The organism is Streptomyces sp. NBC_00316, from assembly GCF_036158715.1.
In the GTDB taxonomy this organism is placed as follows: domain Bacteria; phylum Actinomycetota; class Actinomycetes; order Streptomycetales; family Streptomycetaceae; genus Streptomyces.
On sequence record NZ_CP108023.1, the window covers coordinates 1,618,430 to 1,635,773 of the forward strand.

General features: G+C 69.8%; 12 protein-coding genes and 2 pseudogenes. 4 read left to right on the forward strand and 10 right to left on the reverse strand.

Annotated features, from left to right (window positions below; translation table 11 throughout):
- Positions 1 to 129: 129 nt before the first annotated feature.
- The 9 genes from OG878_RS07190 to OG878_RS07230 form a co-directional block, all read right to left on the reverse strand.
- Positions 130 to 3,849, reverse strand: coding sequence for a ThuA domain-containing protein (locus OG878_RS07190; RefSeq protein ID WP_328885991.1), 3,720 nt, complete (start codon positions 3,847 to 3,849; stop codon positions 130 to 132).
- 456 nt (positions 3,850 to 4,305) lie between these two features.
- Complete coding sequence (locus tag OG878_RS07195; protein WP_328885992.1) at positions 4,306 to 5,310, reverse strand: sugar phosphate isomerase/epimerase family protein; 1,005 nt, start codon at positions 5,308 to 5,310, stop codon at positions 4,306 to 4,308.
- A 12-nt stretch (positions 5,311 to 5,322) separates the two neighbouring features.
- A complete protein-coding gene (locus OG878_RS07200; protein WP_328885993.1) occupies positions 5,323 to 6,555 on the reverse strand; it encodes a Gfo/Idh/MocA family protein in 1,233 nt (410 codons plus the stop codon).
- Positions 6,556 to 6,623: 68 nt separating this feature from the next.
- Entirely contained in the window at positions 6,624 to 7,661 is a 1,038-nt protein-coding gene (locus OG878_RS07205) for a substrate-binding domain-containing protein (RefSeq protein ID WP_328885994.1), read from the reverse strand.
- Positions 7,662 to 7,759: 98 nt separating this feature from the next.
- Positions 7,760 to 8,809 (reverse strand): ABC transporter permease, encoded by a 1,050-nt coding sequence (locus tag OG878_RS07210; RefSeq protein ID WP_328885995.1) that lies wholly within the window; start codon positions 8,807 to 8,809, stop codon positions 7,760 to 7,762.
- Positions 8,806 to 10,341 carry a sugar ABC transporter ATP-binding protein gene (locus OG878_RS07215; protein ID WP_328885996.1) on the reverse strand — a complete coding sequence of 512 codons (1,536 nt, stop codon included), beginning with the start codon at positions 10,339 to 10,341 and terminating at the stop codon, positions 8,806 to 8,808. The genes OG878_RS07210 and OG878_RS07215 overlap by 4 nt, the downstream gene beginning before the upstream one ends.
- A gap of 145 nt (positions 10,342 to 10,486) precedes the next feature.
- The gene (locus OG878_RS07220; RefSeq protein WP_328891160.1) at positions 10,487 to 11,668 is read right to left on the reverse strand and encodes an ROK family transcriptional regulator; all 1,182 of its coding nucleotides are present in this window, start codon (positions 11,666 to 11,668) and stop codon (positions 10,487 to 10,489) included.
- Positions 11,669 to 11,911: 243 nt separating this feature from the next.
- The gene (locus OG878_RS07225) at positions 11,912 to 12,589 is read right to left on the reverse strand and encodes a GntR family transcriptional regulator (protein WP_328885997.1); all 678 of its coding nucleotides are present in this window, start codon (positions 12,587 to 12,589) and stop codon (positions 11,912 to 11,914) included.
- Positions 12,590 to 12,653: 64 nt separating this feature from the next.
- On the reverse strand, positions 12,654 to 13,607 hold the full coding sequence (locus tag OG878_RS07230; protein ID WP_328885998.1) for a beta-ketoacyl-ACP synthase III: 954 nt from the start codon (positions 13,605 to 13,607) through the stop codon (positions 12,654 to 12,656).
- A 212-nt stretch (positions 13,608 to 13,819) separates the two neighbouring features.
- Here OG878_RS07230 and OG878_RS07235 point away from each other — a divergent pair.
- The 3 genes and pseudogenes from OG878_RS07235 to fdhD all read left to right on the forward strand — a co-directional run.
- Positions 13,820 to 13,982: pseudogene (locus OG878_RS07235) on the forward strand (ketopantoate reductase family protein); the annotation flags it as partial.
- Between the two features lie 14 nt (positions 13,983 to 13,996).
- A pseudogene (locus OG878_RS07240) lies at positions 13,997 to 14,251 on the forward strand (2Fe-2S iron-sulfur cluster-binding protein); the annotation flags it as partial.
- 5 nt (positions 14,252 to 14,256) lie between these two features.
- Entirely contained in the window at positions 14,257 to 15,105 is an 849-nt protein-coding gene (fdhD, locus tag OG878_RS07245; RefSeq protein ID WP_328885999.1) for a formate dehydrogenase accessory sulfurtransferase FdhD, read from the forward strand.
- 100 nt (positions 15,106 to 15,205) lie between these two features.
- Here the strand turns inward: fdhD and OG878_RS07250 are convergent, their stop codons facing one another.
- Positions 15,206 to 16,252, reverse strand: coding sequence for a bile acid:sodium symporter family protein (locus OG878_RS07250; protein ID WP_328886000.1), 1,047 nt, complete (start codon positions 16,250 to 16,252; stop codon positions 15,206 to 15,208).
- Positions 16,253 to 16,370: 118 nt separating this feature from the next.
- On the opposite strand from OG878_RS07250, the gene OG878_RS07255 reads away from it, so the two are divergent.
- Complete coding sequence (locus tag OG878_RS07255; RefSeq protein ID WP_443049068.1) at positions 16,371 to 17,273, forward strand: LysR family transcriptional regulator; 903 nt, start codon at positions 16,371 to 16,373, stop codon at positions 17,271 to 17,273.
- Positions 17,274 to 17,344: the final 71 nt, after the last annotated feature.

Sequence of the window (17,344 nt, forward strand, 5' to 3'; positions counted from 1 at the left end):
CTGGCTGGGATCCTGGCTGGGCAGTGCGAAGAGAGCGGCGCTGTTCGATCGGTGGCGGGCAGGGAAGTGGTGGTGACGGCGGGCGGGGTAGGGCCGTCGCCCCGCCCGCCGTCGGACTGTGGCTGTCGCCTATGCGGCGGGCAGCTCCTTCAACTCGATGTTGCGGAAGGACACCTGGTCGTCGGCCCCGTGGTTCTGCAGGCCGATGTAGCCGTCCTTCAGGCTGCGTACGGGATCGGTGTTGGTGAAGTCGTTGATCTTGACTCCGTTGAGGAAGACCTGGAGCCGTTCACCCTGGACCTTGATCTCGTAGCTGTTCCACTGGCCCGGAGGCCGCAGGACCTGGTCGCGGGCCTTGATGTTCGCCGCCTTGAAGGTGTAGACGGAGCCCGTGGTGCGGTCGGGTGCGTCGGTGGCGTCGATCTGGACCTCGTAGCCGTTGTTCACCGCGGACCAGGGGTCGTCGGACTGCGGGAAGCCGACGAAGACACCGGAGTTGTCGTCGCCCTCCAGCTTCCAGTCGAGCTTCAGCGAGTAGGACCCGAGCTCCTTGGGCTGGTAGGTGAGGAGGCCCATGCCGCCCTCGGAGCGGAGTTCACCGTCGACGACGTTGAACTTCCCCGGGCCGGCCTGCTTCCAGCCTTCGAGCGTCTTGCCGTTGAAGATCGGCCGGTAGCCGGTGTCCGGCTTGCAGTCGGCATTGACCTGTCCGGCCGCGTAGCGGACGCCGCCCAGGAGGAGCTGGCGGAAGGCCGGTTCGGCGTACGACTCCTTGGTGTGGCCGAGGCCGGTGTAGAAGGAGCGGCCGCCCCCGTAGGACTGGCACCAGGTGATCGGGTGATCGCCCTTCATGGTGCCGCCGGTGTAGGTCGTCTCGTCGAGCGTGGCGAGGACCTTCACCTTGTCGCGCGGGTTGGTGCGGTAGTTGTACAGCTCGTCGGTGCGGACCCAGGCGTCGTCGAGGTGGGCGGTCGCCGGGTTCTTGTGGTCCTCGACGCGGACGGTGACGGGCTGGATCGCGGGGTGCCCGGCGAAGTACGAGCCGACCAGTCCGCCGTAGAACGACCAGTCGTACTCGGTGTCCGCGGCGGCGTGCACGCCCATGTAGCCACCGCCGCCGGCGATGTAGTTCTCGAACGCCTTCTGCTGGTCGGCGTTGAGGACGTCACCGGTCGTGGAGAGGAAGACGACGGCATCGTAGCGGGCCAGGTTGCTGGTGGTGAACTGGCCTGCCTCCTCGGTGGCGTCGACGGTGATGTTGCTGCTCGCGCCGAGTTCCTTCAGTGCGGCGATGCCCTCGGGAATCGCGTCGTGGCGGAAGCCGGCCGTCTTCGAGAAGACCAGGACCCGCTTGGCGGTCCGGTCGGGGGCGCTGTTGGAGAGCTCGAAGTCGTCGATGTCGAAGAGCGCGCCGTCGCCGCCCTTGAAGACCAGGAAGAGCTCCGTGGCCTGCTTCGGGACGCCGCGCAGCGGCACGTCGATGTCCTGGAAGGTCTCCCAGCTGCCGGTCACCGGCACCGGGGCGGAGCCGAGGATCTTGCCGGTCGCGGAGCCGGTCCGTACTTCGAGGAAGCCACCGGCGCCACCGGACGAGATCCGGGCGGTGAGCTTGGTGGAGTCACCGAGGATGTACGGCTTGAAGGCGATCCAGTCGTCGTTGTTGATGTCGCCGACCGTCTTGCCGCCCTCCGCGTTCGCCTTGTCGAACGTCTGGATGCCGGACGACGAGGTGAAGTGCTCGGCCTGGCGGTGGCGGGGCTGGAGCTGCGCCTGGTCGTGGCCGGAGAGTGCGGCCTGGCCGCCGCCCCCGCCATCGGTGTACGAGGCGTCGATGACTCCGAAGATGTTGGCGTTCGGGTCGTGCCCGCCGTCCATCTCGGTCTTGATGGTGCCGGAGCAGCCGTGCTCCGTGGTGATCGGGTGGCCGTGGTTGTCATGGCCGAGTACGAAGCTGACCTGGACCTTCGAGCAGTCGATCGTGCCGTCCTCGGGGTCGGTGACGGTCACCTTGAACGGGATCTCGTCGCCGAAGGTGAACAGCTGCCCGTCACCCGGGAGTTCCAGGTTCACCTTGGGTGCGGTGTTGCCGACGGTCACATGGACACTCGCCGAACCGGTGCGGCCGGTGGGGTCCTTGGCGGTGACGGTCGCGGTGTAGGTGCCGTTCTTCTTGTACGTGTACGTGGGGTTCGCGGCGGTCGACGTACCGCCGTCGCCGAAGTCCCAGGCGTAGGTGAGCGTGTCGTTGTCGGAGTCCGTGGTGCCCGCGGAGGAGAACTGCACCTTCAGCGGTGCGGTACCGGACGTCTTGTTGGACGTGGCCTCGGCGATCGGCGAGTGTCCGCCCGTGGCGTTCTCGATGCGGTAGAGCGCGGAGTGCTCGTCGCCGCCGAACCAGGAGAGGCCGTAGTCCAGGACGTACAGCGCCCCGTCCGGGCCGAAGGCCATGTCCATCACCTGGGTCCCGGACCACGGGATGTCGTTGATGGACTGGACGGCGCCGTTTCCGTCCTGCTCGATGCGCTTGATCCACTGCCGGCCGAACTCACCGGCGAAGAAGTCCCCGTCGTACGCCTCGGGGAACTTCACGGGCGAGTCGAGGTTCGGGTCGTAGTGGTAGACGGGGCCGCCCATCGGCGACTCGGAGCCGGTGCCGAACTCGGGCACGGATGCGCCGTCGTACGGGATCCAGGCGGGCTGCGCCGGGGGAAGGTCGACCAGGCCGGTGTTGTGCGGCGAGGTGTTCTTCGGTGCGGCGCAGTCGAAGGTCGCGCCGGACGTCTGCGTCGCGAAGTCGTAGTCGACGAAGGGGTCGTTGTTCCCGGTGCAGAACGGCCAGCCGAAGTTGCCCGCCTTGGTCACCCGGGCGAACTCGACCTGTCCGCCCGGTCCGCGCTTCGGGTCGGCCGCGCCCGCGTCGGGACCGTAGTCACCGACGTACGCGATGCCGGTGGCCTTGTCGACGCTGAAGCGGAACGGGTTGCGGAAGCCCATCGCGTAGATCTCGGGCCGCGTCTTGTCCGTGCCCGGGGCGAAGAGGTTGCCCTCGGGGATGGTGTACGAGCCGTCCTCCGCGACCTTGATCCGGAGGAGCTTGCCGCGCAGGTCATTGGTGTTGCCCGCGGAGCGCCGGGCGTCGAATGCCGGGTTGCGGTCCGGGCGTTCGTCGATCGGCGCGTAGCCGTCGGAGGCGAAGGGGTTGGAGTCGTCGCCGGTCGACAGGTACAGGTTGCCCTGCGCGTCGAAGTCGATGTCGCCGCCGACGTGGCAGCAGATGCCGCGCGACGTCTTGACGTCGAGGACCTTTTTCTCGCTGCTCAGGTCGAGGGTGCCGTCCGCCTTGAGGACGAAGCGGGAGAGCCGGTTGACGCCGTCGAACTTGGCGAAGTCGGCGGCGGTGCCTGTCTCCGGGGCGTCGCCGGACGGGGTGTCCAGCGGGGGGGCATAGTAGAGGTAGATCGCCCGGTTCGTGTCGAAGTCGGGGTCGACGCCGACGCCCTGGAGGCCCTCCTCGTCGTGCGAGTAGACGGGCACGACGCCGGAGATCCTGGTGTTGCCGGCGCTGTCGGTGATCCGCAGCTCGCCGCTGCGCGAGGTGTGCAGGACGCTGCGGTCCGGGAGGACCGCGAGCGACATGGGTTCGCCGGTTTCGGCGGCACCCTTGGCGAGGGTGACCTGCTGGAAGTCCTCGGCCGCTGCGGCATCGGTGGTGGCCTGCGAGGCCTGGCCCGCCGCGGAGGCGCCGGGGGCGGCGCCGAGGGCGAGGGCGGCGGCGGTGAGGAGGCCGCCGGTGAACAGGGCGAGGGACTTGCGGAGTCGGGTCCTGGGTTTGGTTCTGCTTCTGTGCACGAGTGTCCTCCGGAAAGTGCCGGTTGTACGGGCGGGTAGTGCCGAGCCGTTCCGCGCGGGGACTGCCGCGCAGGTCACACGAGGGCCTGATGGGGCCCCGGTGACGAGGGTTATGTCGTGTACACCCCATGGACCGTAGACCCGTTCGTCCAGCACGGAAAGCCCTTGCGCAGCAGTTCGGTTGAACTTTTTCCTTCATCAGGACAAAGGCGAGTGAGGGCATGCGGAACCGCCCCGGGGGTGCACGAGAGGCGCCGGGGTGCGCGGAGAGACGCCGGGCGGGGACTGTTCCCCCTGCCTGCCCTTCAACCGGGGCACTGCCCCGGTCCCGCTCCTCGGACGCCGGGCAGGCATGGTCGTGCCGGGCCCGCACGCGAGATGCCGCCCAGGCGGAGAGTCAGGCTTCCCCGGCGTCCGAGGAGCGGGGTTCCGGGGGCCGGGCCCCCGGGAACACCGTCAGTCGCCGCCCCCGAACGCCGCGTCGAACGACGCCGCCGGCGGGTCGAAGTCGTACCGCTTCAGCGTGGCAAGCGCTTCGGGCGCGCCCGCCAGCCGGTCCATGCCCGCGTCCTCCCACTCCACCGAGATGGGCCCCTCGTAATGGATCGACCGGAGCATGCGGAACACGTCCTCCCACGGCACGTCACCGTGCCCGCCCGAGACGAAATCCCAGCCGCGCCGCGGATCGCCCCAGGGCAGGTGCGAACCGAGGCGGCCGTTGCGCCCGTCGAGGCGCTTGCGGGCCTCCTTGCAGTCGACGTGGTAGATCCGGTCCCGGAAGTCGTAGAGGAAGCCGACCGGATCGAGGTCCTGCCAGACGAAGTGGCTCGGGTCGAAGTTCAGCCCGAACGCGGCGCGGTGGTCGACGGCCTCGAGGGCACGGTGCGTGGTCCAGTAGTCGTACGCGATCTCACTGGGGTGCACCTCGTGGGCGAACCGCACGCCCTCCGCGTCGAACACGTCGAGGATCGGGTTCCAGCGCTCGGCGAAGTCCTCGTACCCCCGCTCGATCATCCGCGGCGGCACCGGCGGGAACATCGCCACCAGGTGCCAGATCGACGAACCGGTGAAGCCGATGACGGTGTCGACCCCGAAGGCCGCGGCGGCGCGCGCGGTGTTCTTGATCTCCTCGGCGGCCCGCTGCCGTACGCCCTCGGGCTCGCCGTCGCCCCAGATCCTGCCGGGCAGGATCCCCTGGTGCCGCTCGTCGATCGGGTTGTCGCAGACCGCCTGGCCGACGAGGTGGTTGGAGATCGCCCAGCACTTGAGCCCGTACTTGTCGAGCAGCTGGTGCCGCCCGGGCAGGTAGCCGGGGTCGGCGAGGGCCTTGTCGACCTCGAAGTGGTCGCCCCAGCAGGCGAGTTCGAGACCGTCGTAGCCGAAGTCCCGGGCCAGCCGGCAGACCTCCTCCAGCGGCAGGTCGGCCCACTGACCGGTGAAGAGAGTGAAGGGACGGGGCATGCGCGGAACCTCCTACGGGGTGTGTACCGGGGTGAGTACGGAGTTCTTCTCGGCGCTCTCCTCCACCGCCGCGAGCACCCGCTGCACCTGGAGTCCGTCGGCGAACGACGGTACGGGGTCCGCACCTTCGGCGATCGTCCGGACGAGGTCGCGGGCCTGGTGGATGAAGGTGTGCTCGTAGCCGAGGGCGTGACCCGGCGGCCACCACGCCTCCAGGTACGGGTGCTCGGGTTCGGTGACGAGGATGCGGCGGAACCCTGCGGTGGTGGCAGGTTCGGTGTGGTCGTGGAAGGACAGTTCGTTCAGCCGCTCCAGGTCGAAGGCGAGCGAGCCGCGCTCCCCGTTGAGCTCCAGCCGCAGCGCGTTCTTGCGGCCCGCCGCCATGCGTGTCGCCTCGAACGAGGCCAGCGCTCCGGAAGCGAGCCTGCCGGTGAACAGAGCCGCGTCGTCGACGGTGACCGCCCCGCGTGCCTCGCTGTCGGCCGAGCCCGAGAGCCCCGCCGACGCTCCTGCGAGCAGGGGCCTGTCCCGTACGAAGGTCTCGGACATCGCAGACACCCCCACCAGCAGCTCCCCCGCCAGATACTGCGCGAGGTCGACGATGTGGGCCCCGAGGTCGCCCAGCGCACCGGATCCGGCGCGGTCGCGGTCCAGCCGCCAGGTGAGCGGCGACTCGGGATCGACCAGCCAGTCCTGGAGGTAGGTGGCCCGCACGTGCCGCAGGGTGCCGAGCCTGCCATCGGTGATCATCTTCCGTGCGTAGGCGATCGCCGGCGCCTTGCGGTAGTTGAAGCCGACCATCGCCACCTGGCCACGGGCCCTGGCCCGTTCCGCGGCCTCGGTCATGGCCTCCGCCTCGGCAACCGTGTTGGCGAGCGGCTTCTCGCACAGCACGTGTTTGCCGGCCTCCAGGGCGGCGATGGCGATTTCCGCATGGCTGTCGCCGGGGGTGCAGATGTCGACGAGCTGGACGTCGTCCCGGGCGATCAGGGCGCGCCAGTCGGTCTCCGCCGCCGCCCAGCCATGACGCTCGGCGGCAGTGGTGACCGCCGCACGGTCACGTCCGCAGATCGCGGCGAGAGCCGGCCGCATCGGCAGGTCGAAGACGTGCCCCGCGGTGCGCCACCCCTGGGAGTGGGCGGCGCCCATGAACGCGTATCCGACCATGCCGATCCCGAGCGGTCGCTCCGGCTTCCTCGTCGGCGGCGCAGCGGCCTCCTGCTCCGTCTCTTCCCTACGGGCCATACGGGCTTCCTCCTCATCGGTGGTTCGGTGGGGGCTGCAGGAGGGTCAGCACCCTCCTGGACGGCGGATCAGCTGAAGCCCGTCGGCAGGTACTGGTCGATGTTGTCCTTGGTGACGACGGCGGAGTACAGAGTGAGGCTGGTCGGGATCTCCAGTTCGGAGAGGCCGCCGATGCCCTTGCCCTGGCCGAGCGCACGCGCCAGGTCGATGGCGGACGCAGCCATCGTCGGCGGGTAGAGGACGGTGGCCTTCAGGACGCTGTTGTCGGCCTTGATGGCGTCCATGGCGGACTTCGCCCCGGCTCCGCCGACCATCAGGAACTCGTCCCGGCCGGCCTGCTGAATGGCGCGCAGCGCACCGACGCCCTGGTCGTCGTCGTGGTTCCACAGGGCGTCGAACTGCTTCTGCGCCTGCAGGAGCTGGGCCATCTTCGCCTGGCCGGACTCGACGGTGAAGTCGGCGGCCTGACGGGCGACCAGCTCGATGTTGGAGTAGTTCTTGAGCGCGTCCTTGAAACCCTGGCTGCGCTGCTTGGTGAGCTCCAGGTTGTCGATGCCGGCGAGCTCGACGACCTTGGCGTTCGGCTTGTCCTTGAGCTGTTCGCCGATGAACGTCCCCGCGTTGAGGCCCATTCCGTAGTTGTCGCCGCCGACCCAGCAGCGGTAGGCCTGCGGTGAGGCGAAGATGCGGTCCAGGTTGATGACGGGGATGCCCGCCTTCATCGCTTCCAGGCCCACCTGGGTGAGCGCCTTGCCGTCGGCGGGAAGGATGACGAGGACGTCGACCTTCTTGTTGATGAGGGTCTTGACCTGGCCGATCTGGACAGCGGTGTCGTTTGAGCCCTCGGTGATCTCCAGGGTCACCTCGGAGTACTTCTCCGCCCGCGACTTGGCGTTCTCGTTGATGGCGTTGAGCCACCCGTGGTCGGCCTGCGGGCCGGCGAACCCGATGGTGACCGCCTTGCCGGGCTTGTCGTCGGCGGCGGGCTGATTGCTCTGCGCGGTCTGCGACTTCTTGGGCTCATTGCTGGTGCATGCGGTGAGGAGAGCGCCCGCGGAGACGGCCGCGGTGCCGAAGAGCAGTCCTCTGCGGCTGGTTTCTGGCATGGCTGTCGAACCCTTCATCCGGTACGTGGGTGGTATGCGGAACTACGGGTGGGACGGGGTGATGTGCGGTGAGGGGATGGGGATGGGAGGACCGGGGCTCAGGTCTCCCCGTGGGCCGAGGTACGGCGCTGGACCAGGACGGCGGCGACGATGATCGCGCCCTTGGCGATCTGCTGGACATCGCTCTGCAGATTGTTGAGCGCGAAGATATTGGTGATGGTGGTAAAGACGAGGACGCCGAGGACGGAGCCGACGATCGTGCCGCGTCCGCCGCTGAGCAGGGTGCCGCCGATGATCGCGGCGGCGATGGCGTCGAGCTCGTACAGGTTGCCGTTGGTGTTCTGTCCAGAGCCGGACAGGATGATCAGCATGAAGGCGGCAATACCGCAGCAGAGCCCGGAGAGCAGATACAGATAGAGCCGCTGGCGCCGTACGTCGATCCCGGCGAGCCGGGCCGCTTCCGCATTGCCGCCGACCGCCACCGTGCGGCGTCCGAAGGTCGTCCGGTTCAGCACCAGCCAGCCGATGACGGTGACCGCGGCGAACGCCAGCACCAGGGGCGGGATGCCGAGGACGTACGAGTCGGGCAGGCCCAGGTCGAGGACCGACTGGACGGTCACGATCTGCGTCTTGCCGTCGGTGATCTGCAGGGCGAGGCCGCGGGCCGAGGCGAGCATGGCCAGCGTCGCGATGAACGGCACCATCCTCCCGTACGCGATCAGCAGCCCGTTGACGAGTCCGGCACCGACACCGACGAGCACCGCGGTGAAGAGGATGCCCGCGAAGCCGTACTCCTGGGTGGCGAGCGTGGTCGCCCAGACCGAGGCGAGCGCGACCATCGCGCCGACCGACAGGTCGATGCCGCCACTGGTGATGACGAAGGTCATGCCGACGGTGACGACGCCGATGACGGACGACTGGGTCAGGATCAGCTGCAGATTCCCGGTGTCCAGGAAGGCGTCGGGTTCGGTGAACCCGCCGACGGCGATCAGTACGGCGAGGACGCCGAGCAGCGACAGGTTGCGCACGTCCATGCGCACCCCGAAGGCGCGCAGTCCACCGCCCTTCGAGGGCGGCAGCGAGGCGGATGCCGGCGGGGCCGCCTTGTCCGGCCCACCGTGCTGCGCCGAGGAGACGGGCTGTGTCATGACGTCGGGCTCCCTTCCATCACGAGATCGAGTACGCGGTGCTCGTCGAGCTCCCGGGCGTCCGCCGTATGCACGACGTGACCCTCGCGGAGCACCAGCACCCGGTCGGCGAGGCCCAGTACTTCGGGCACTTCGCTGGAGACCAGCAGGACGGCGAGGCCTTCGTCGGCCAGCCGGCGGATCACGGCGTAGAGCTCGGCGCGGGCGCCGACATCGACGCCGCGGGTCGGTTCGTCGAGCAGCAGCACCCGGCAGCCGCGCAGCAGCCAGCGGGCCAGGACGGCCTTCTGCTGATTGCCGCCGGAGAGGGTGCGGACCGGGGTGTCCGGGTTGTCGGGCCGCAGCGACAGTTCGCGGGTGGCGGCGCGGGCCGCTCGGCGCTCGGCCCCGCGGTCGAGCCAACCCACCCTGGAGAAGCGGGACATGGAGGAGACGGACACGTTGCGGGTGACCGATTCGAGCATCAGCAGGGCCTGCGCCTTGCGTTCCTCGGGGGCAAGTCCGATGCCTGCGGCGACGGCGGCGCGGACACTTCCGGGGCGCAGCGGCCGTCCGTCGACGAGGACCCGGCCCGAGCTCGGCCTGCGTGCTCCGTAGACCGTCTCCAGGATCTCGGAGCGCCCGGAGCCGACCAGACCGGCGAGGCCGACGATCTCGCCGGGCCGCACCTCCAGGTCGAACGGGGCGAACTCGCCCTCCCTGGACAGCCCTTCGACGGCGAGCACGGGCTCCCGGCGGGCGGTCTCCCCGGCATCCGTGGCCGCGTCGGGGCGCGGCGGGAAGACGTACTCGACATTGCGGCCGGTCATCAGGGCGACGATGTCCCGTGTCGGGGTGGACTTCGCGGGCAGACCGACCGCGACGGCCCGGCCGTCCTTCAGCACGGTCACCCGGTCGCCGATCCGGCGGATCTCCTCCAGCCGGTGGGAGATGTAGACCACGGCGACACCGTCGGCGGTGAGTGCGGCGACGATACGGAAGAGGTTGTCGACCTCGTCGGGGTCGAGGGCCGCTGACGGCTCGTCCATGACGATGAGCCGCACCTCGTGGGAGAGGGCCCGGGCCATGGAGACGATCTGCTGCTGGGCTGCGGAGAGCGCACCGACCGGGCGGGCGGGATCGATCTCGGGGTGACCGAGTCGCTTCAGGAGTGCGGCGGCCGCCGTACGGCCCTCGCGGGTACGGACGACGAAGCGGGCGGTGGTGGGTTCGTGCCCGAGGAAGATGTTCTCGGCGACCGAGAGACCCTCGACCAGGTCGAGTTCCTGGTAGATGGTGGCGACGCCGAGGCGCATGGCGGCGATCGGCGACTTCAGTGCGACGGGTGCGCCGCGCCAGGTGATCTCGCCGTCGTCGGGCTGGTGGGCGCCCGCAAGCACCTTGATGAGCGTGGACTTGCCGGCGCCGTTCTGCCCGAGCAGGCAGTGGACTTCGCCGGCCTGGACCTCCAGGTCCACGCCGTCGAGGGCGCGCACGCCGGGGAACGACTTGGTGATGCCGGACATCGTGAGCAGGGGTGGTTCTGGTGCCATGACAAATCCCCTCGGCGAAATGGGGTCTCCCCTGCTCGAGCGAAGCCGAGAGCCGGGGAAGGGCCGGTGAGCGGGCAAGGCTGTGCCAGGTGCGGGTGGTGCTCGGTTGCCGATATCTCGCTGGTGACGTACTGCCGGCCGGTGATCAGGCCGGTGAGAACAGGTGGTCGCTGATGAGCCGGGCGGCGCCGATCACTCCGGCGGCCGGTCCCAACTCGCCCAGCACGATGGGGAGATTGCCGGTGGCCAGCGGCAGGGACTGCCGGTAGACCTGGGTCCGGACGCTGGCGAGAAGCGTGTGGCCGAGGCCGGTCACACCACCGCCGATCACCACCAGTCCGGGGTTGAAGAAGCTGACGAGTCCGGCGATGACCTGGCCGACCCGGTTGCCGCCTTCGCGGATCAGGTCGAGCGAGGTCTCGTCTCCGGCGGCGGCCGCCGCGGCGACGTCGGCGGCGGTGAGCCGTCCGGCCGCCTCCAGCCGGGCCGCGAGCTCCTGCGACTGTCCGGAGCGTGCCGCCTCCTCGGCGTCGTGGGCGAGCGCGGCGCCGCTGAAGTGGGCTTCCAGGCAGCCCCGGTTGCCGCAGGCGCAGGCACGCCCGTCGGACTCGACCTGAATATGGCCGATGTCGCCCGCGCTGCCCGTCGTACCGCGGTAGACGTCACCGCCGACGACGATTCCGCAGCCGATGCCGGTACCGATCTTGACGCAGAGGAAGTCGCCCACGGAGCGTGCGACGCCCGCGTGCTGCTCCCCCATCGCCATCAGGTTCACGTCGTTGTCGACCATGACGGGGCAGCCCAGTTCCTGGCTGAGCGCCTCGCGGACCGGGAAGCCGTCCCAGCCGGGCATGATCGGGGGTGCGACCGGTACGCCTTCGGGGAAGCGGACCGGTCCGGGTACGCCGATGCCCGCGCCGTCGAAACCCTCCGCGAGCCCGGAGGCCCGGAGCTTGGCGGCCAGGGACAGCACCTGCTCGAAGACGGCGACGGGCCCTTCGCGTACGTCCATCGGGTGGTTGAGGTGACCGAGGACCTCCAGCTCCGCGTTGGTGACCGCCACATCGATCGATGTGGCACCGATGTCGACGCCGAGGAAGCGCAGTGCGGGAGCGAGCCGGATGTTGTGCGAACGGCGCCCGCCACGGGAGGCGGCGAGTCCGTCGGCCACGACAAGTCCGGTCTCCAGCAGCCGGTCCACTTCGACGGCGAGCTTGGAGCGGGAGAGGTCGACCTGATCCCCCAGCTGTGCACGCGAGTTGGGCCCGCCGTCGCGCAACAGCCGGAGCAGCCGCGCCTGATGCGCATTCGCGGGTCGTGCCGTCATACGTCTCACGCGCCCCTCCCCGCCGCGCCGGCCTAGTCCGTCGGGCTTTCGAGTGGAACGTAGCAGCGCTTGCCCGGAGTGGGAAGAAGTTGAGCAGGAATCCGCTCCAACTTTCTCCACCCACAGGACAAAGACGTACGCCTCTGTGGGTGCAAGGACCCCGCGACGCGCGGACGGTCTCGCGGCGGGCAACGCAGAAAGGGCCGGGGCGCCATACCCCGGCCCTGATCCGAAAGTAAGACGTCAGCCCTCTTCGCGCTGGTGGTACATCCTGCGGGTGTGCTCCGTGTGAGCCCGCATGACCTCCGTGGCGCGCTGTTCGTCGCGCGAGGAGATCGCCGAGATCAGGGCGCGGTGCTCGATCCAGGACTGGGTGCCACGCTGGCGGGCCACCGGCGTGTAGTACCAACGGACCCGGCGGTCGACCTGCCCGGCGAGTTCGGCGAGGACGACATTGCCCGCCAGCTCCATGACCTTGGCATGGAACTCCGCGTTGGTGGCAACGGCGAGATCCACATCGTCGTCGGCGACGGCCTGCTCCCCCTTGGCGCAGAGCTCCTCGAGCGCGGCGATGCCGGCCGTGCCCGAATTGGCCGCGGCCAGCCGGGCCGCCTCCGCCTCCAGGAGCGTACGGACCGAGAGCAGCTGGTCCGCCTCCTCCTCGGTGGGTTCATGGACGAACGCACCCTGAGCGGGCCGCAGATCGACCCAGCCCTCGGTGTTCAGCCGCTGCAACGCCTCGCGCACTGGCTGCCGGGACACGCCGAGGTGCCCCGCGAGCTCGCTCTCGACCAGATGCTGGCCGGGGCGGAGCGCACGCGTGGTGATCAGTTCGAGCAGCGCCTCATAGACGCGCTCGCGCAGCGGACCGGGCCGTTCCAGCTTCGGCACAGCCCCTTGCGGCAGTCCTGTGGACAACATCGCGGTCCCCCTCCGGGCGACGAGCAATTGCTTATCGTCTACAGTCTACCGAGCGCAAGGGGGCTCAGGGACAGAGGATCACCTGACCCGCATACGAGAGATTCCCGCCGAACCCGAAAAGGAGCGCCGGGGCGCCGCTCTCGACCTCGCCGCGTTCGATCAGCTTGGACAGGGCCATCGGGATCGAGGCCGCGGACGTATTGCCCGAATCCACGACATCCCGGGCGATGACCGCGTTGACCGCACCGATCTTCTTGGCGACCGGTTCGATGATCCGCAGGTTGGCCTGATGCAGGACCACCGCACCGAGGTCCTCGGGGGCGACACCCGCCTTTTCACACACCTCGCGCGCGATGGGCGGCAGCTGGGTGGTGGCCCAGCGGTAGACGGACTGCCCCTCCTGGGCGAAGCGCGGCGGCGTCCCCTCGATCCGTACCGCACGGCCCATCTCCGGCACCGAGCCCCACAGCACGGGCCCGATGCCGGGCGCGGCGTCGTCGCCCTGCGGGTCCGCGACCACGACCGCGGCGCCCGCGCCGTCGCCGAGCAGGACACAGCTGGAGCGGTCGGTCCAGTCGGCGACATCGCCCATCTTGTCGGCACCGATCACCAGCGCCCGGGTGGTGGCGCCCGCCCGGATGGCATGGTCGGCGGTGGCCAGGGCGTGGGTGAAGCCGGAGCAGACGACGTTGATGTCCATCACGGCCGGCGAACCCATGCCGAGACGGGCGGCGACCCGCGCCGACATGCTCGGCGAACGGTCGATCGCGGTGGAGGTCGCAACGAGGACCAGGTCGATGTCCGTGGGGAGCAGACCGGCCGTGGCCAGCGCCTTGGCCGCCGCGTGCGCGGCCAGCTCGTCCACCGGCTCGTCAGGACCTCCCACGTGACGGGTCCTGATCCCGACGCGGCTGGTGATCCACTCGTCGCTGGTGTCGACCATGGCGGCCAGATCGTCGTTGGTGAGCACCCTGGCGGGCTGATAGTGGCCGAGTGCCACTACACGTGAGCCGGTCATGTACGGGTCCCCTCGCTACGTATGGCAGGAACTATCCAGTCTTGGTGGCTACCGCCCGGTACGGGGGCACGTGATCCCACAGGATTACCGGCCGGGGGTTGGAGGCTTGACGACAGCCTTGACCGCCCTTTCCGCATACTGTAGACAATATTCTGTCGACTTGGCATCGTCTTCTGTTCCCTCGCTCGGTCCCTTACCGAACGGAGAGCCCCGTGAAAGTCGCAGTTGTCGGCGCCGGTGCGATCGGCGCCCATGTCGGGGCCGCGCTGCACCGCGCCGGCGCCGAGGTCCATCTCATCGCCCGCGGGCCGCATCCGGCCGCGATGCGGCGTGACGGCGTCCGTGTCCTCGGTGCGCGCGGTGGCTTCACCGCGCATCCGGCCGCCACCATCGAGGCGTGCCCCACCGGGGCGCTCTCCTTCGGGACCGGATTCGACATGCGGGCGGCCGGGACCTGGGACGAGCCGGCCCGGACGGAGACCACCGCGGTCTGCACCTCCTGCGGTGTCGGATGCAACGTCACCCTCCATGTGCAGGACAATGAGATCGTCAAGGTCGCCTCACCGCACGACAACCCGGTGACCCACGGCAACCTCTGCATCAAGGGCCGATTCGGCTTCCAACACGTACAGAATCGGGTTTAACCGCCATGGGACGGGTCACCGAGCGCCGCCGCACCATCCGCATCCGGGACGGAGTGGTCTCCACCCGCCCCGACACCCTCGTCGCCGAGGAGCCCCTGGAGATCCGGCTGAACGGCCGGCCGCTGGCCATCACGATGCGCACGCCCGGCGACGACTTCGCGCTGGCCGCGGGGTTCCTCGTCAGCGAGGGCGTGATCGGCGACGGGTCCGAGGTGCAGTCGATCGTGTACTGCGCGGGGGCGACGGCGGACGGTGTGAACACGTACAACGTGGTGGATGTGAAGCTCGCGCCCGGCGTCGAGGTCCCCGACATCACGCTCGAGCGCAATGTCTACACGACGTCGTCCTGCGGGCTGTGCGGCAAGGCGAGCCTCGACGCGGTCCGCACCACCACCCGGCACCCCATCGCCGACACTCCCCCGGTCCGGGTCGAGCCCGCGCTGCTCTCGGCCCTCCCCGACCGGCTGCGCGAGTCGCAGCGGGTCTTCGACCGGACCGGGGGTCTGCACGCGGCGGCACTGTTCTCCGAGACGGGGGAACTGCTCGACATCCGGGAGGACGTCGGCCGGCACAACGCGGTCGACAAGCTCGTGGGCCGGGCGCTGACCGACGGCCGCCTGCCGCTGTCCCGGGCGATCCTGCTGGTGTCGGGACGGGCCTCGTTCGAATTGGCCCAGAAGGCGGTGATGGCCGGGATCCCGGTGCTCGCCGCCGTCTCGGCGCCGTCGTCGCTCGCCGTCGATCTGGCGGCCGAGACCGGACTGACCCTGGTCGGCTTTCTGCGGGGTCCGTCAATGAACGTGTACGCGGGTGACCACCGCATCGCCCTGGAGGCGACGGTCGGCCGGGGCTGAGCCGCCCGGCCCGCGACACGGGTCAGGGGTCCGGCCGGCGGGGAGCGCCCCCTGCGCCGGCCGGTCCCTCCCGTTGCACGCACCCCCGCGGACGGGCGCATCAGCCCACCGCGACCGGCTCCTCCGCCATCGCGCTGCCGGCCGGAGCCGTCGGCCTCTCCGCGAACTCCTCCTCCGGATCGCGCGAGCGACGCTTCGCGATCACCGCGCACACCATCAGCTGCATCTGGTGGAAGAGCATCAGCGGCAGCACGGCCAGGCTCGCCTGCGCCCCGAAGAGCACGCTCGCCATCGGCAGGCCCGAGGCCAGGCTCTTCTTCGAACCGGCGAACTGAATGGCGATCCGGTCCTTCCGGTCGAAGCCGAGCCGCTTCGCCCCGTACCAGGTCATGGCCAGCATCAGCGCGAGCAGCGCCGCTTCGGCGGCGAGCAGCGCGCCGAGCCGGACCGGGGTGACCTGGTGCCAGATACCGGCGACCATGCCCTCGCTGAACGCGGTGTAGACGACCAGCAGGATCGATCCCCGGTCGACGTAGCCGAGCACCTTCTTGTGACGGGTGAGGAAACCGCCGATCCAGCGGCGCAGCAGCTGCCCGGCGGCGAACGGCAGCAGCAGCTGGACCCCGATCTTCAGCAGCGCGTCCGCGGAGAATCCGCCGCCGTCGTTGCCGAGCAGTGCGGCGGCGAGCAGCGGCGTGAGGAAGATGCCGGCGAGCGAGGAGAACGAGCCCGCGCAGATCGCCGCGGGCACGTTGCCGCGGGCGATCGAGGTGAAGGCGATCGACGACTGGATCGTCGACGGAACGAGGCAGAGGAAGAGGAAGCCGCTGTAGAGCTGGGGCGTCAGGACGTACGGAACGAGGCCCTTGCCCGCCAGACCCAGCAGCGGGAACGCGACGAACGTGCAGACCAGGACCGTCAGATGGAGCCGCCAGTGCTTGAGGCCGTCGAGCGCCTCGGCGGTCGAGAGGCGGGCGCCGTACAGGAAGAAGAGGAGGGCGACCGCTCCTGTGGAGACACCGCCCGCCGCATCGGCGGCGGCGCCCGACGCGGGCAGCAGCGCCGCAAGCACGACGGTGCCGATCAACGCGAGGATGTACGGGTCGATCGGCAGCCAGGACGGCAGCTTCGGTGTGCGGCGGCTCATGTGCTCCACGTGCTCTCTCGTTCAGGTCGTGCCCTCCCCATCCTGCTCTTGATCACCGCAATCGGGAATCCCATATACCGCTCTCACTGTCATCACGCTTCGCGATAGCCTGGGCGCTATGTACGACCCTGCACAGCTGCGTACCTTTCTCGCCGTCGCCCAGACGCTGAGTTTCACCCAGGCCGCCCGCCGGCTGGGGGTGCGGCAGTCGACGGTCAGCCAGCATGTGCGGCGACTGGAGGATGCGACGGGACGGCAGCTGTTCACCCGGGACACGCACCGGGTCGATCTCACCGTGGACGGTGAGGCGATGCTCGGCTTCGCGCGGACGATCCTGCAGGCCCACGAGCGGGCCGTGGCGTTCTTCACCGGGACGCGGCTGCGCGGCCGGCTGCGGTTCGGGGCCTCCGAGGATTTCGTGCTGACCCGGCTGCCGGAGATCCTGGAGGCGTTCCGCCGCGACCACCCGGACGTCGAGCTGGAGCTGACGGTGGAACTGTCCGGCACGCTGCACCAGCAGCTGGCGGCGGGCCGGCTCGATCTGGTGCTCGCCAAGCGGCGGGCCGGCGACACGCACGGCGAACTGGTCTGGCAGGACGCACTGACCTGGATCGGTGCACCGCATGTGCGGGTCGATCCGGACCGCCCGGTTCCGTTGGTCCTCTTCCCGCCGCCGGGCATCACCCGGGCCCGCGCTCTGGAGGTGCTCGAGGAGCACGGCCGGTCCTGGCGGGTCGCCTGCACGAGCACGAGTCTCAGCGGACTGATCGCGGCCGCCCACGCCGGGCTGGGCGTCATGGCGCACACCCGCGGCCTCATCCCGCCGGGGCTGGCCCCGGTGCCGGCCAGGGCGGGTCTGCCGGAGCTCGGCGATGTGGACTTCGTCCTGCTGCACGGCCGCCGCCGGGACGCGGCGCAGGAGGCCGCGGATGCTCTTGCGGCGGCGATCCTGGCAGGGGGCGACCGGCTCATCCGTTCCGTCGGGGGGATCAACGCGATCGGCGGACGCGACGGCACGTGACCGTGGCGTACAGATTCGGTGGAGATTCCCGCGCGAGCTGCTTACTCCTCCGGCAGAAGCGCGCCCGAGCC

What these genes read in the sequence shown, in the direction of transcription:
- OG878_RS07195 (WP_328885992.1), bottom strand. Translation starts at nt 5,310, where the DNA reads ATGCCCCGTCCCTTCACTCTCTTCACCGGTCAGTGGGCCGACCTGCCG.
- OG878_RS07200 (WP_328885993.1), bottom strand. Translation starts at nt 6,555, where the DNA reads ATGGCCCGTAGGGAAGAGACGGAGCAGGAGGCCGCTGCGCCGCCGACG.
- OG878_RS07205 (WP_328885994.1), bottom strand. Translation starts at nt 7,661, where the DNA reads ATGCCAGAAACCAGCCGCAGAGGACTGCTCTTCGGCACCGCGGCCGTC.
- OG878_RS07210 (WP_328885995.1), bottom strand. Translation starts at nt 8,809, where the DNA reads ATGACACAGCCCGTCTCCTCGGCGCAGCACGGTGGGCCGGACAAGGCG.
- OG878_RS07215 (WP_328885996.1), bottom strand. Translation starts at nt 10,341, where the DNA reads ATGGCACCAGAACCACCCCTGCTCACGATGTCCGGCATCACCAAGTCG.
- OG878_RS07220 (WP_328891160.1), bottom strand. Translation starts at nt 11,668, where the DNA reads ATGACGGCACGACCCGCGAATGCGCATCAGGCGCGGCTGCTCCGGCTG.
- OG878_RS07225 (WP_328885997.1), bottom strand. Translation starts at nt 12,589, where the DNA reads ATGTTGTCCACAGGACTGCCGCAAGGGGCTGTGCCGAAGCTGGAACGG.
- OG878_RS07230 (WP_328885998.1), bottom strand. Translation starts at nt 13,607, where the DNA reads ATGACCGGCTCACGTGTAGTGGCACTCGGCCACTATCAGCCCGCCAGG.
- fdhD (WP_328885999.1), top strand. Translation starts at nt 14,257, where the DNA reads ATGGGACGGGTCACCGAGCGCCGCCGCACCATCCGCATCCGGGACGGA.
- OG878_RS07250 (WP_328886000.1), bottom strand. Translation starts at nt 16,252, where the DNA reads ATGAGCCGCCGCACACCGAAGCTGCCGTCCTGGCTGCCGATCGACCCG.
- OG878_RS07255 (WP_443049068.1), top strand. Translation starts at nt 16,371, where the DNA reads ATGTACGACCCTGCACAGCTGCGTACCTTTCTCGCCGTCGCCCAGACG.